11 protein-coding genes and 2 rRNA genes are annotated in these 15219 nt (G+C 27.9%); 4 read left to right on the top strand and 9 right to left on the bottom strand.

Going from position 1 to position 15219, the window contains the following annotated elements; genetic code table 4:
* Window positions 1-5: 5 nt before the first annotated feature.
* The 8 genes from T388_RS0102260 to T388_RS03715 are packed head-to-tail and all read right to left on the bottom strand — an operon-like array spanning window position 6 to window position 7510.
* A complete protein-coding gene (locus T388_RS0102260; protein WP_027120702.1) occupies window positions 6-518 on the bottom strand; it encodes a hypothetical protein in 513 nt (170 codons plus the stop codon).
* Between the two features lie 59 nt (window positions 519-577).
* Window positions 578-2623 (bottom strand): hypothetical protein, encoded by a 2046-nt coding sequence (locus T388_RS0102255; RefSeq protein WP_156930249.1) that lies wholly within the window; start codon window positions 2621-2623, stop codon window positions 578-580.
* A complete protein-coding gene (locus tag T388_RS0102250; RefSeq protein ID WP_027120700.1) occupies window positions 2616-3821 on the bottom strand; it encodes a hypothetical protein in 1206 nt (401 codons plus the stop codon). The genes T388_RS0102255 and T388_RS0102250 overlap by 8 nt, the downstream gene beginning before the upstream one ends.
* Window positions 3805-5469 carry a hypothetical protein gene (locus tag T388_RS0102245; RefSeq protein ID WP_027120699.1) on the bottom strand — a complete coding sequence of 555 codons (1665 nt, stop codon included), beginning with the start codon at window positions 5467-5469 and terminating at the stop codon, window positions 3805-3807. Before T388_RS0102245 ends, T388_RS0102250 begins: the two co-directional genes overlap by 17 nt.
* A gap of 1 nt (window position 5470) precedes the next feature.
* Window positions 5471-5797: a hypothetical protein gene (locus tag T388_RS0102240; protein ID WP_027120698.1), complete on the bottom strand. Its 327-nt coding sequence runs from the start codon at window positions 5795-5797 to the stop codon at window positions 5471-5473.
* Complete coding sequence (locus T388_RS0102235) at window positions 5790-6503, bottom strand: DNA adenine methylase (protein ID WP_027120697.1); 714 nt, start codon at window positions 6501-6503, stop codon at window positions 5790-5792. Before T388_RS0102235 ends, T388_RS0102240 begins: the two co-directional genes overlap by 8 nt.
* Window positions 6496-6654 carry a hypothetical protein gene (locus T388_RS03890; protein WP_156930248.1) on the bottom strand — a complete coding sequence of 53 codons (159 nt, stop codon included), beginning with the start codon at window positions 6652-6654 and terminating at the stop codon, window positions 6496-6498. The genes T388_RS0102235 and T388_RS03890 overlap by 8 nt, the downstream gene beginning before the upstream one ends.
* Window positions 6641-7510: a DnaB-like helicase C-terminal domain-containing protein gene (locus T388_RS03715; RefSeq protein WP_051586197.1), complete on the bottom strand. Its 870-nt coding sequence runs from the start codon at window positions 7508-7510 to the stop codon at window positions 6641-6643. The genes T388_RS03890 and T388_RS03715 overlap by 14 nt, the downstream gene beginning before the upstream one ends.
* Window positions 7511-8313: 803 nt before the next feature.
* Between T388_RS03715 and T388_RS0102220 the strand changes: the two genes are divergently transcribed.
* Complete coding sequence (locus tag T388_RS0102220) at window positions 8314-10683, top strand: phosphoketolase family protein (RefSeq protein WP_027120696.1); 2370 nt, start codon at window positions 8314-8316, stop codon at window positions 10681-10683.
* 195 nt (window positions 10684-10878) lie between these two features.
* Entirely contained in the window at window positions 10879-11889 is a 1011-nt protein-coding gene (gene gap, locus T388_RS0102215; protein ID WP_027120695.1) for a type I glyceraldehyde-3-phosphate dehydrogenase, read from the top strand.
* Between the two features lie 9 nt (window positions 11890-11898).
* Here gap and T388_RS0102210 read toward each other — a convergent pair whose 3' ends face one another.
* Window positions 11899-12579: a hypothetical protein gene (locus tag T388_RS0102210; RefSeq protein WP_027120694.1), complete on the bottom strand. Its 681-nt coding sequence runs from the start codon at window positions 12577-12579 to the stop codon at window positions 11899-11901.
* Between the two features lie 232 nt (window positions 12580-12811).
* Between T388_RS0102210 and T388_RS0102205 the strand changes: the two genes are divergently transcribed.
* A 16S ribosomal RNA gene (locus T388_RS0102205) occupies window positions 12812-14324 on the top strand.
* Between the two features lie 304 nt (window positions 14325-14628).
* Window positions 14629-15219, top strand: a 23S ribosomal RNA gene (locus T388_RS0102200); the annotation flags it as partial.

Genomic DNA, 15219 nt, shown 5'->3' with positions numbered 1-15219 from the left:
CTCCTTTATTTTTTAACGGCTCCATTAACACTAATCGCATCAATGTTCTCGTTATTTGTTATTTCTGTGTTTTTCTTTTCATTTGCAAATGTATTAAAATCCGGTTTTTGATATGAAAAGCCTTCTCGCTCTGCATAATCTATTAAAGATTTTGTTAAATTTCCAAAATCTAAATTTTGAAAATCAATTTGTTCCTTTTCAATCGGTCTTTTAATACCTAATTTTTTTCATTCTGTATTAATTAAATTTTTTATTTGATTTTGAGCCAATTCTGCATTTTTGATTTTTTCATTAAGCTCTAAAATCGTTTTTTCATTTTGGAAAATCATTTCTTCTTTATTAGCTAATTTTTCACTAATATAATTTCCGTGTTCTTCTTTAGTTGGGAATACAGAATATGCTCCTAAAGATTTAGCAAAATCTTTTGAAGTATAATTTTCCTTTAATTTTAATTTTGATTCTACTTCTTCGATTGTCATATCAAAAGCAGTAGCTAAATTTTGAATTATATTTTTCACTATAATCTCCTTATTTTTTCTATCTTTATTTAAAAACGCAGTAGTTCGTTTTTTTGTATTTATAAAATTATTTTTGTTGTCGTGTTTAATTTGTTGTTTGAATAGGCTAATTTATAATTATTTCAATTTTCATCATTCAATTTTATTTTTATGTTTTTTGCAAAAATAGATTTAATTATTATTTTTTCTAGCTGAAAATTTGTTGGAAAAGTAAATGTAATATTTAATTCTTCCTCCAAGTTATTAAAAGTTTCTAAATATTCATTTTCATTTTTATATAAAAATTGTGGTTGATAAATTTCTAAATCATTATTTATTATTTCTATACTTATTTCTACTTCAAAATGAACTTTTCTAAATTTAACAACTGTATGTTTTGTTCTTCCTCTTGAACCACTAGAATAAGTTCTTACTATTTCTCCGTCATAAAAATAGCCAGAGACATTGTCAGGAATAGAATCTACTATTATTTTTGAATTAATACCATCTACAAATTTATTTGCTTCTTCTTGTACTTTTAATTTATAGAAGTCTTCTCTATTCCTGTAAACAGAACAATCATAATATTTATTTATTAGTATTTTTAAATTCGAAACATTTGGTTCTTCTGTCACACCTCTTACATTTGTGTATGTTCTTTCTACTCCATCAGGATCGTCTATATCTCAAGTTATTGTTCTTTTAATTATTCCTGTTGAAGACTTTTTTAAAATTGTTTTATTAATATAATCAGTTAAATTTTGTTTTTTACTTGGGGCAAAACCTAAATAATTAAAATTTAAGCTGTTTGAAGTATTAAAATCAATAGGGCTATTTGTAATATCTAATTCTTCTATTTTTTCCGGAAATAATGGAAGTGTTATTGGTTTAGTTCTGAAATCAAAAACGTTATGATTATTTATAAAAAATTTAGGAATTCATTTTTGGTTTAGATATGAAAAATAATGCGAATCTAAAGTAAAATTTTGCGTAGATTTATTAAAACTTGAAATATAGAGAGGTAAAAATAATTCATGTTCATGTGTAAAGCCACCTTTGAAACAAAAAGAGGACAACAATAAATTCGACATCATTAATATTAATGTTTCAAATATTTTTTTTAATCTCGAATCGTTATAAGTGTCTATTTCATCAAAAAATTCTTTAAGTTTTCAATCAATGTATTCTTTGGGATTGTTTCCATTATAGTAATCAGCTTTAAACTTTTTTATTTTTTGTTCATCATTATTGAATACTGCGAAATTTGACATTAAAACATTTAAAACGTGTTGACTATCTTGTAAAACCTTAAAAAAGGATTCAACTATTTTTTTAGCTTCATCAAAAGATATTTTCAATTTATCTATAATTATTCTTTTTAAATCATTTAAAGATAGTGTGTTTCCATACAAATTAAATAAACTGACTAAATAATTATTAAATGAATCGTATCAATAAACATAATCACTTTGAATTGCAACAGGATGGATTAAATGAGGAAAAAATTTTATATCATTTTCTAATGTTACATTAGCTAAAAAATTATTTATTTTTTCTCCATTACTTTTAGTTTTAGTTCCTATAAAAGCTAAATCAGAAAAAATTACTGAATTAGGAACTTTTAATTCTATTTTTCTTGTGTAATCTTCATTGTTTCGAAATTTAAAAATGACATTATTACTATCAAAATTCTTTAATTGCTTTATATTTGAAAAATTTATTTCAAACAAATATTGATTTTCATATTCTGATAAATCATAAGTTACATTAGAATTTGCTTGAATAAAATAAAAATTATCTTTCTTTACATCAATATTATTCGGATCTTTAAAACTGAATAAATAAAAATCTATTTCGTTTTCGTCCAGAGGTTGAAATATCTCTTCATTTGTAATAAAAGTAAAATCTTCTACATATTCAAGCAGGACATTATTTTCTCCATTAGGTAATTCTTTAATGTTTAAGCTAGAATTTTCGACATTTCCTTTAATTTCCTCAATGTATTCTAAAAAAATTATGTTAGTTTCTTTCAAACTTAAATTTAAATAATTATTTTTCAAGTTTTTAACTTTATATTTGTGTAATTTTATTTGATTATCTTCTAAATATTCTTCTAATTTAATCATTTGAAATTTCCTTAAAATTATTATTTTTATTAATAACAACTCCATTTAAATCAGTTGTATAAATTGATTCTTTGCTTTTTAAGTATTTTGTAGAACTTGGAACCATGATTTCAAATTCTTTTTCATCAATTTTTAATTTAGTTAATCACAAATCGACAAAATCTCAATAATATTCTTCTCTTACGTTCGCTTTTGATTCGAAATAATCCTTAAAATTAGAATTTAAATGTTCAAATTCAGCATTATGCATATTTTTAGTTCCAAAATCTGCTGAATTCATTTTAAAAAACATTTGATCCTTAATTAAATAGTTTAATTTATCTATTTTTTGCATTATATTTTGGGTATTCGAAACTCCTTGATAAAACTCAATTGGATTTGCAACAGAATTTGAAAGTAGAGAATTTGTACTAATTACTCTTTTTCCAAAATCATAAATTGAATCAGTAATGTCTTTTGAAGAATCGGAAGCGAAATTATTAACTATAAATATGAAGGGATTTGACCAAAAATTATCTCTTAAAATACACTCAAGCGAATTGTCTAACATTTGAAACAAAGAATTGTCTACATTTTCAATTTCACTATTGCCCAAATAGTTATTTTTAAAAATAATTCAAGGAATAAATTCTTCTTTTATTTCTGTTAAATATTCAGAATCATAATTTTTTAACTTTTCTATTGAAATTATTTCTTTGCTAATTTTGTTTCTTGCAAAAACAGAAACATAAATATCATTTGTGTCTTTTTTTGGTTTTGTTAAATCATATTCTTTAATAATTTCATAAGAGTCGTTTTCATCGTTTACATTATCTACAACAATAGAAAGTTTTATTAGTTTAAAATCTCTATATTTATAATCATCAACTTTTCCTAATTTGAATCTTCCAGTTTTTGTTATACCTAAACCATAAATACCATTTAAGAATAAATTTGTTTCTAATTGTTGAATTAATTCTAAAAATTTATTTCTTTTAATATCTAAATCTCAAAGTTTTTGAATCGATTCATTTTTAAATTTAACTTCTGGTACTTTAAAAGCGAGTGTGTTTGATTGAATTTTGGCTCCTAATGATAAATAAACATTTTTAGAGTTTGGTCTAAAATAACCTGGAATATCAAAAATATCTTTTGTCATATCATTGCTTTTTTCCATCAAGTCTCTTAAAGTTATCTGCATTTTATTTAATTCGTTCATTTTTCTCCTTATTTATTTTCATTTGCATTGAATATTGGTATTGATATAACATAGAGCAAGACATTTCAAAAGCATTGACTAAATCATAAATTTCTTTGTTAATGGTTTCATCTCTTTTTGTTTCATCTGGCAATATCATTTGTTTAGCTAAATAATCAATAATGAATGCAGAATTTTTTGTTAAAAAAATCATTTGATTTTTAAAAATTCATTTTTGTCAATTTTGCCTATTAATAATTCCAAATTTTTGTTTATTTGTATCTCGTCGATTTGCCAACATGCAAAAAGCATTTATGTTTTCTTTAATAATTAATAAATTTAACGATTCAGCTATAATGTCATTATCTGTTAAAATAACCGTTTTAAAATCACTGTTAAAGAACTTATTTTTATATTTAATAAATAATTCTTCATTTGATTTTTTAATTAAATTAATTAATAATTCATTTATTTGAGTTCTTGGTTTAGAAGATTTCTTTTTTATTTTTTGTCCTAAATTATCTATTGCATTCAATATTATTATGTGTCCGCTTTCTAACAATAAAGTTCTGACTCAAGCGGATTTATCACTTAAACCTGGATCAAAACCATCATAAATTGCAACAATGCTTTTATCTGGTATTTCCTCTAAATTTCTAATCACTTTTATTTGATTTAATTTTTTGTTTTTAGGAGTATATAAATATGGTCTTAAAAAATAATTAGGCTTGTTGTTTGGATCTTCAAAAGCAAAACCTAATACAGTTATTACTCACATTTTATAGTTCTCTTTTTCTAAAGAATCTAATTGTTTTATTTGATAATCGCTTAATTCTTTTTTTGGAACAAAAAATTTAGAATACATTGTGCAACTAATTCCTAAACTCGACTTAAACTCTTCATTAATCACTTGGATAAATTTATTTTCGATTAATTCTTTTTTAACTACTTCGTTAAGTGTTCCATTAGGTAAAACTAAATTAATAATATTATTATGATAATTTTTAATAATTCAGTGGTCAGTAGTAAAAATGTTGTAAAGAAATTTTATTTTTATTTGAAAATCATCAGGCGCTTTTAAACGAGAAACTGTATTTGCAATTAATAAAGGCAATTTGCTCTCTTGCAATTTGTACAATTCTTCTAGTTGATGAGGAAGTTTTAAAGTATCAGCAGGATCTTCTATCGGTTCATCTAAAACTAATTCTCCAAAAAGAAAATCATTATTTTTTAAAGTAATTCCTTGAAATGCTTGAATTTTTTCGAAATTCTCAAAATAAATTGCTCTTCCTAATCCTCCATCGTCATAATCTCAATAAACACCCGAATCATATATTGACACGTAAGGCGTAAAATCCAGATTATGTTCGTTTTTTAAGAAACTCAATACTTTTTCAAAAGTAGGTCGTAATGTTTTTTTAATATGGTTATATTGATTACGAGTTCACATACTGCAAAAACGAATATCATTAACTAAACGAAAAATAGTAATAACAGCTTGACCAAAAGATTTTGATACTCCTTTAGCGCCTGAATGTAATTCAAAAACTGTTTTTGATAAAAAACTGTTTCAAGCAGGGTTTTCATTGCAATCTGTATAATGTAAAATCTCTTTTAATTTTTCTTCTGTGAAAATAGGAGGTTTTTCTTTAAAAACTTTTTTCTCCATTTTATTTTTCTTTCGTTTTTATTTTCTTTGTTAACGATTTTTGGTATCCATATCTTTTATTGTCATAAGCAGAGATTTCACCATGAATTTTCACTCTATGGTTTCAAAAAACATTTTTTTCCCATTTTTCTATCTCTTTTCTTTCTTTTTCATTTGTTGAATTTACAAATTTTTGAAAATTAATTGTTCATTGTTTTTTTAATTCAGTGCATTCTTTACATTCAATTTTTTTATCAATTTCGGACTCTTTTTCTATATTGGACAAATGATTTATTTTTGGTTCAAAAATCATTTCATAATTACATTTAGAACAAATTATTTTAATCATTTTTTTCTCCTCATATCAATAAATATTCATTTCCTTTTTTAATAACGCCCGAGCGTGAAGCGTTTACTTTACTAATTTGTTTGGTATGTTTTGTTCAATGTGATAATTTATTTAAAACTTTTTGATTACTATCGTCGATACTTAAAGCCATCGATAAGCCTGGAATATCTTCATTTAGCTTAGTTATAACTTCTAAAAAATAATCTATATTTAATTTGTTTTTATAAAAACAAGAATTTTTGTGTTTTTTGTCATAATAAGGAATGTCCATATAAATTAAAAGTTCATTTTGATGTTCTTTTAAATATTCTTTTTTTCTATTTAAAAAATCTGTTGCTTCGTAATGTGTAACTTTACAGTTTTTTAAAACATTTTTATATGCTTTTATATTTTCAAAATAACCGTTATTTATTTTGGTACTAAAAAAACTCAAAGCCCGCTCTGTAACTGAACCAAAACCATTAAAACAAACTTGTGATAAAACAGCATGTTTTATATCTAATGGTTCCAAAATATTATCAAAATCATTTATTAAAACTGTTTGAATGTTTTTGAACGATTTTTTTACATTCACTCCAACTATTCCTGTTCCACCAAACAAATCAATAAATTTTGTATACTTTTCTATTTTCATTTTTTCGAAAAGCCAGTCGAGCATTCTGTATTTAGAACCAACTAATCTAAAAATAGGTTTAATTTTATTCATAATTTGGTAAATCTATTTCCATAGCTCAACTTTGAACAATATTTAAACAATCTTTTGAACATACTTTATATTTATTTCATTCATATTTTTTTTCAACATCGTTCAAATTAGTTTCACAGATAACACAAAAATTACCTCTATTTCTTTTCATTTTTATAATCCTCCAAAAAAGTAAATAAACATTTATCCTTAAAAAAGATTGTTGGAATCATTCCGAGTGAACCGTTTCGATTTTTTCCTATTTGAATAATATGTTGGTTTTTATTTTGAATGCTTTTTCCTTCTTTTGTTTTAATTGTTTTCGGTTTATATAAAAATAAAACTATATCTGCATCTTGCTCTATAGAACCTGAATCTCTTAAATCTGAAAGTTGAATTTCATAACTTTCTTTTTTGTTTGTTCTTTTTTCAACATCTCTACTTAATTGTGAAACAGCTAAAATATTAATGTTTGTTTCTCTTGCAACTATTTTTAATTCTCTTGTTATTTGTGTCATTTTTTCATACCGTGGCAAATTAATATTTGAGGTTTCTAGCAATTGTAAATGATCAATAAAAACAGATTTAACTATTTTTGTTTTTTGCTGTTCTTGAATAATTTTTTTAATATTTGAAACGTTTGAATGTGAATAATCAATTATTAAAAGTTTTTTAGTATTCATTAATTCTTGCAACGAGATACCTATTTCGTAATTATTTAAAATTTTAAGAATTCTATTCAATATCTCTTTAGCGCTCATCTCTAACGAAATAAAAATGATTATTTCATTTTCTTTTAAGTTTTTCAAAGACCTTAATATTAAATTAATTGCTAATGTCGTTTTTCCTTCTGCTGGTCTTGCAGCTAAAACATAAAGTTGGCCTTGAACAAGTCCATGAATTTTCTCATCTAATCCTAAAACATTTGTTTTAAATGTGTCTTCATTGTTTATCATAAATTTATTTTTGTTTTTTATAAGACTATCAAGTCAGTGATAGCCCAATGTACTTTCTTTCTGGATTTCCATTAACTACTCCTTTTTTGTCTTTTAACTAAATCTAAAAAGGGTCTATTTTTTTTCGCCCCCTAACAAACTTTTAATTTCGAAAAAAAGTATATTAATTGAGCGAAAAAGTATATTACATTTTTAATATACCTGCATTCTTGCTGGTATTTCTTTGTAAATGTTTGAAACTTATATATTGTTTACCTTTGAAATTAGAATAAAAATTTGAAAAGCGTTATCGAAGCGAAGGAGCAACCGAATGTTGAAGCGAAGATAATGTTTTCAAATTTTTATATATATTTAATGCTTAAATATATATAAGTTTCAAACATAAAACTTATAAGCAGATTTAGTTTTTAATTAATACAGAAAGATCTTTATGAAGTAAGAGAATAAAAAATGTACTCTATTACTGAATAAAGTACATTAAAAAAATAAACTCCTTAATTTCACTATAAATAAAACAAAAAAGTAGTTTAAATTTTATGATTTTTTTGTTTTTAGTATGTGTTTTATGATGTATTAAAAAAGTGCGTAGCCAAAAGACTACGCTGGGCCCGCTATAAGTTCAACCTTTATCGTGATAAATTAGCATTTTTAAAGCCACAATTAAATTTTAATCTAATTTCATTTTTATGAACTTTTAAAGTTTTTATTAAATTTAACCATAATGCAAACATTACCATTAATTTATGTTAAAAATATAATTACAATATGTCGTTTTTTTTAATCTATATATAATAGAAACACATATTTATATAAGTAATAAGATCTTATGAGTATAAATTTTTATTATTTTATTAATATTATTAGAGAGGAAAAATATGAAGAAAACACAATATGATTCTAAAGAATATTTGACTAAAGTAGATGCTTGGTGAAGAGCGGCTAACTATTTATCTGTTGGTCAAATTTATTTAAGAAACAACCCATTATTAAAAACTAAGTTATCAAAAGATGATGTTAAAGTTTATCCAATTGGACATTGAGGTACAATAAGTGGACAAAATTTTATTTATGCACATCTAAATAGAGTTATTAATAAGTATGATTTAAACATGTTTTATATTGAAGGACCAGGGCACGGTGGTCAAGTTATGACATCAAATTCATACTTAGATGGTTCATATACTGAACTATTTCCTAATGTAACTCAAGATGAAAAAGGTATGAAACATTTATTCAAGTACTTTTCATTTCCTGGCGGTACAGCTAGTCATGCAGCACCAGAAACTCCAGGTTCAATACATGAAGGGGGTGAATTAGGTTATTCATTATCTCATGCAACAGGAGCTATTTTAGATAATCCTGACGTTATAGCAGCAACAGTTGTGGGGGATGGAGAAAGTGAAACTGGACCTTTGGCAGCATCATGATTTTCAAATTCATTTATTAACCCAGTAAATGACGGAGCTGTTTTACCTATTTTACATTTAAATGGTGGCAAAATTTCAAATCCTACTATCTTGTGTCGTAAAACAAACAAAGAATTAACAAAATATTTTGAAGGTATGGGGTGAAAACCTTACTTTGTTGAAGGCGATGAACCTAAAGTTATGCATGCTAAAATGTCAAAAACTTTAGATAAAGTAATTGAAGAAATTAAATTTATTCAAAATAAAGCTCGTCAAAATTCTGCTGAAAAAGCAACAAGACCAGTTTGACCAATGATTATTCTTAGAACTCCAAAAGGTTGAACAGGACCAAAAACTTGAAATAATGAAGCAGTTGAAGGAAGTTTTAGAGCTCATCAAGTTCCAATTCCTGTTAGTGCAGAACAAATGGAACATGTAGATAAATTAGAAGATTGATTAAGATCTTATAAACCAGAAGAATTATTTGATGAAAACGGAAAATTAAAAGATGAGTTCTTTATTTCACCTCTTGGAGATAAAAGAATGGGCATAAATCCAATTACTAATGGGGGAATTAATCCTAAAAAATTATTATTACCAAATTGAACTAATTATTCATTAGATTTTGCTAAACCTGGCGAAAAAATCGCACAAGATATGGTAGAACTAGGAAGTTATCTTTCAGAAGTTGTTGAAAAAAACCCAGATAATTTTAGAATTTTCGGACCAGATGAAACTAAATCAAATAGACTATATAATTTATTCAAAGTAACAAATAGACAATGAATGGAAAGAATTGATAATGATTTGGATGAAGCATTAAGTCCTGCAGGTAGAATTATTGATTCACAACTTTCAGAACATCAAGCAGAAGGATTTTTAGAGGGTTATGTATTAACAGGCCGTCATGGTATTTTTGCTTCATATGAATCATTTTTAAGAGTTGTTGATTCTATGGTTACACAACATATGAAATGATTAAGAAAAGCAAAAGAAATTGATTGAAGAAATGATTATCCATCATTAAATTTAATTGCAACTTCAACAGCTTTCCAACAAGATCATAATGGTTATACACACCAAGATCCTGGAATTTTATCTCATTTAGCTGACAAAAGACCAGATTTAATTAGAGAATATTTACCAGCTGATACAAATACATTATTAGCAACTATGGATAAGGCTTTGTCTGAAAGAAATGTTATTAATTTAATTGTTGCTTCAAAACAACCTAGAAATCAATTTTATAGTGTTGAGGAAGCTAAGGAAATAGTCGAAAAAGGTTTAAAAATTATTGATTGAGCTTCAAATGTAAAAAACGATGAAGAACCAGATGTTGTTATGGTTGCAGCAGGTACAGAACCTAACTTAGAAGCATTAGCAGCAATAACTATTTTAAATAAGGAATTTAAAAACTTAAAAATTAGATTTGTCAATGTGAATGATTTATTAAGATTAAGACATCCAAAACATGATCCTCGTGGATTAACAAATATTGAATTTGATAAAATATTTACTAAAAATAAACCAATTGTTTTTGCTTTCCATGCTTATGAAGGACTTTTAAGAGATATATTCTTTGATCGTCATAATCACAAATTAATTCCACATGGTTATAGAGAAAATGGTGATATTACAACTTCGTTTGATATTCGTCAATTATCACAAATGGACCGTTTCCATATGGCAGCTAGTGCAGCTAAAGCAGTTTATGGTTCAAAAGCAAAATCATTTGTTGAAAAAATGGAAAAAACTATTGAATATCATAATCAATATATACGTGAATATGGTACCGATATCCCTGAAGTTAAATCTTGAAAATGAGAAAATATAAAATAAAAATTTAAAGATCAAGTTTTTTGATCTTTATTTTATTTATGTAAAAACATTACCATAAAGTTATAACAATATAATTACTATTAGAAACATGGAAAATAAAAATAAATATATAATTAAATTGTATTAGCAAAAAATACAGCGTTTCACTATTTTATATAGTAACGCAAAAATTTTTTATACATCTAAGGAGAAAGAATGAAAAAAATTGCAATTAACGGTTTTGGCCGTATTGGTCGTTTAACATTACGTTACTTACTAGAAACAAACAATAAAGAAGTTGAACTTGTTGCAGTTAACGACTTAACAGATCCAAAAATGTTAGCTCATTTATTAAAATATGATACAGCTTTTGGTCCATTAAAAGCAGAAGTTGAAGTTAAAGAAAACTCAATTTTTGTTAATGGAAAAGAAATTAAAGTATTTTCAGAAAAAGACCCTGAAAACTTACCATGAAAAGAATTAGGAATTGACATTGTTTTAGAATGTACAGGTTTTTTTGTAAAAAAAGAACTTGCATCAAAACATGTTAAAGCAGGTGCTAAGAAAGTTATAGTGTCTGCTCCTGCTGGAAAAGACGTAAAAACAGTTGTTTACAATGTTAACCACGACATTTTAAAAGCAGATGATACAGTTATTTCAGGTGCTTCATGTACAACAAACTGTTTAGCACCAGTTGTTAAGGTTTTAGTTGACAACTTTGGTTTACAAAATGGTTACATGACAACAGTTCACTCATTTACAGGTGATCAAATGTTACAAGATGGTCCACATCGTAAAGGTGACTTGCGTCGTGCTCGTGCAGCTGGACAAAATATTGTTCCATCATCAACAGGTGCTGCAAAAGCTATTGGTTTAGTTGTTCCTGAAGCTGACGGTATTTTAGATGGATTTGCATTACGTGTTCCTACAATTACAGGTTCATTTGTTGACTTAACAGTTCAATTAGAAAAAGAACCAACAGTTGAAGAACTAAACAAAGCATTTGAAAAAGCTGCTAATGAAACATTAAAATATGAAACAGATCCAATTGTTTCATCAGATGTTATTAATTCACACTATGGTTCAATTTTTGATGCTACATTAACAAAAGTTAAAGAAGCAAATGGCAAAAAATTATACAAAGTGTTTGCATGATATGACAATGAAATGTCATATACAGCACAATTGGTAAGAACATTAACCTATTTTGCAAAACTTTCAAAATAATTCATTTTATTAATAATGGGGTTGTACCCCATTTTTATTATTTAAAAAACAATATGAAATTTTCATTGAATTCATTTTATTAATACTTTTATCATTTTGATATTTCAAACTTATAGGAACAAAAACGGAATTTATAATTTGTTTATTTTCATTATAGAAAAAATCATTTTTATTATTTAGGCCATATAGATTATTTAATATTCCGTAGATCACGCAACGCTTATTATTTTTATCCAATTTGCTTGCTAGTAAAAGTTGTGAATGATTATATGTTCCGTTAATATCAAAACTTGGTTTTATTTTAAAAAAATCAAAACCAGAAAAAACATTATTATACTTAGCATTATGATTGTCTGTAATTTCTAAAAATATTTTTAGAGCTAGTAATTTTTTTAAAAATTTATTAATGTTTGGTTTTTTAATATTTTTAAATATTTCATCAAAATTAATTTGATCATTAATTAAATCTTTTACAAAATCTTCTATTTTATTTTTATATCTATATCTTAATTTTGTACAATACTGAATCCCTAAAGAATGAAAAATAAAATTTTTTGGAAATATTATTCTTAATCTTGGTTTAATTTTGTTTACATTTTCATTCATATAAACGCTAATGGATTTAAAATTATTTAAAAATTTAAAATATTTTAGTAATAGTTTTTTAAATTTTTTATTGTTTCATTTCATGCTTTATTCTCCTTAATTCTTTTATATATATTTGTAAGAAAAAACGCATTGCAAAAAAAATAAGAAAAAATTATTTAAATTTAATAAAAAATTCATATTTTTAAAAATAAGAAAAATTTTTATTTTTTTGTTTTGTCTTGATATTTTATGTGTTATACTAATTAAGCGTTTTACAAACATTACGCACAATTTGTTCTTTGAAAACTAGATATATATAAACATGACAGTCAATTTTTTCGAGAGTTTGATCCTGGCTCAGGATGAACGCTGGCTGTGTGCCTAATACATGCATGTCGAGCGAAGTTCTTCGGAACTTAGCGGCGAATGGGTGAGTAACACGTACTCAACGTACCCTTTAGATTGGGATAGCAAGTGGAAACATTTGATAATACCAAATACCTATCATTTTCGCATGAAGATGATACAAAAGGTCCGTTTGGACCGCTAAAGGATCGGGGTGCGCAACATTAGCTAGTTGGTGAGGTAAAGGCCCACCAAGGCGATGATGTTTAGCGGGGTTGAGAGACTGATCCGCCACACTGGGACTGAGATACGGCCCAGACTCCTACGGGAGGCAGCAGTAGGGAATATTCCACAATGAGCGAAAGCTTGATGGAGCGACACAGCGTGCAGGATGAAGGTCCTATGGATTGTAAACTGCTGTGGTAAGGGAAGAAAAAACAGTATAGGAAATGATATTGTTCTGACGGTACCTTATTAGAAAGCAACGGCTAACTATGTGCCAGCAGCCGCGGTAATACATAGGTTGCAAGCGTTATCCGGAATTATTGGGCGTAAAGCGTCTGTAGGTTGTTTGTTAAGTCTGGCGTCAAAATTTGGGGCTCAACCCCAAACCGCGTTGGATACTGGCAAGCTAGAGTTATGTAGAGGTAAGCGGAATTCCTTGTGAAGCGGTGAAATGCGTAGATATAAGGAAGAACACCAATTTGGCGAAGGCAGCTTACTGGACATATACTGACACTGAGAGACGAAAGCGTGGGGAGCAAACAGGATTAGATACCCTGGTAGTCCACGCCCTAAACGATGATCATTAGCTGATGGGGAACTCATCGGCGCAGCTAACGCATTAAATGATCCGCCTGAGTAGTACGTTCGCAAGAATAAAACTTAAAGGAATTGACGGGGATCCGCACAAGCGGTGGAGCATGTGGTTTAATTTGAAGATACGCGTAGAACCTTACCCACTTTTGACATCTTCCGCAAAGCTATGGAGACATAGTCGAGGTTAACGGAATGACAGATGGTGCATGGTTGTCGTCAGCTCGTGTCGTGAGATGTTCGGTTAAGTCCTGCAACGAGCGCAACCCTTATCCTTAGTTACTAACATTTAGTTGAGCACTCTAAGGAGACTGCCCGAGTAATTGGGAGGAAGGTGGGGACGACGTCAAATCATCATGCCTCTTACAAGTGGGGCAACACACGTGCTACAATGGAAGGTACAAAGAGAAGCGAAATGGCGACATGGAGCAAACCTCAAAAAACCTTTCTCAGTTCGGATTGTAGTCTGCAACTCGACTACATGAAGTCGGAATCGCTAGTAATCGTAGATCAGCTACGCTACGGTGAATACGTTCTCGGGTCTTGTACACACCGCCCGTCAAACCATGGGAGCTGGTAATGCCCGAAGTCGGTTTATTAACAAACTGCCTAAGGCAGGACTGGTGACTGGGGTTAAGTCGTAACAAGGTATCCCTACGAGAACGTGGGGATGGATCACCTCCTTTCTACGGAGTACAACAGTCTTTTTATTTTAAAAGACATTAACCTTAATTTACTAGACCTACTTATATAATAATTGTCATGTGCTTTTTTAGGTCTAAAAGCTTTATATCTAGTTTTGAGAGAACAAAACTCTCAAAATTGTTCTTTGAAAACTGAATAGTAAATTATTTTAAAATATTTACAACGACATCAAATAAATTAATTTTGGTTAATTTGTTTTGATTCATCGAGTAATCATATAACACATATGATTCATTGAAATGTCTTAAAATACACATCAACAAAACTAAAACAATAGGAAAATACTTTTAAATAAGGAAGAGTTTGTGGTGGATGCCTTGGGTCTGGAAGTCGATGAAGGACGTGATTACCTGCGATAAGCCTCGTGGAGCCGGATATGTGCTATGAAACGGGGATTTCCGAATGGGGAAACCTAGCTAGGGTAATGCCTAGCTGCCTTAATCTGAATACATAGGATTAAGAGTGAGACACCATGTGAACTGAAACATCTTAGTAGCATGAGGAACAGAAAATAAATAATGATTTCTTTAGTAGCGGCGAGCGAACGAGAAAGAGCCCAAACCACTTTTAAGTGGGGTTGTAGGACGATCTACATAGAGTTACAAAATTTAATGATAGCAGAAGCTTTTGGGAAGAAGTGACATAGAGGGTGATATCCCCGTATGCAAAATTGTTAAATCTCTTGATCGTATCCTGAGTAGGGCGGGGCACGTGAAACCCTGTCTGAATCTGCCGGGACCACCCGGTAAGGCTAAATACTAACCAGACACCGATAGTGAACTAGTACCGTGAGGGAAAGGTGAAAAGAACCCCGAGAGGGGAGTGAAATAGATTCTGAAACCACTTACTTACAATTAGTCAGAGCCCGTTTATGGG

The sequence above is a fragment of the Mycoplasmopsis lipofaciens ATCC 35015 genome (assembly GCF_000686585.1).
Classification (GTDB): domain Bacteria; phylum Bacillota_I; class Bacilli_A; order Mycoplasmatales; family Metamycoplasmataceae; genus Mycoplasmopsis; species Mycoplasmopsis lipofaciens.
This window is presented reverse-complemented; position numbering and strand designations above follow the sequence as displayed.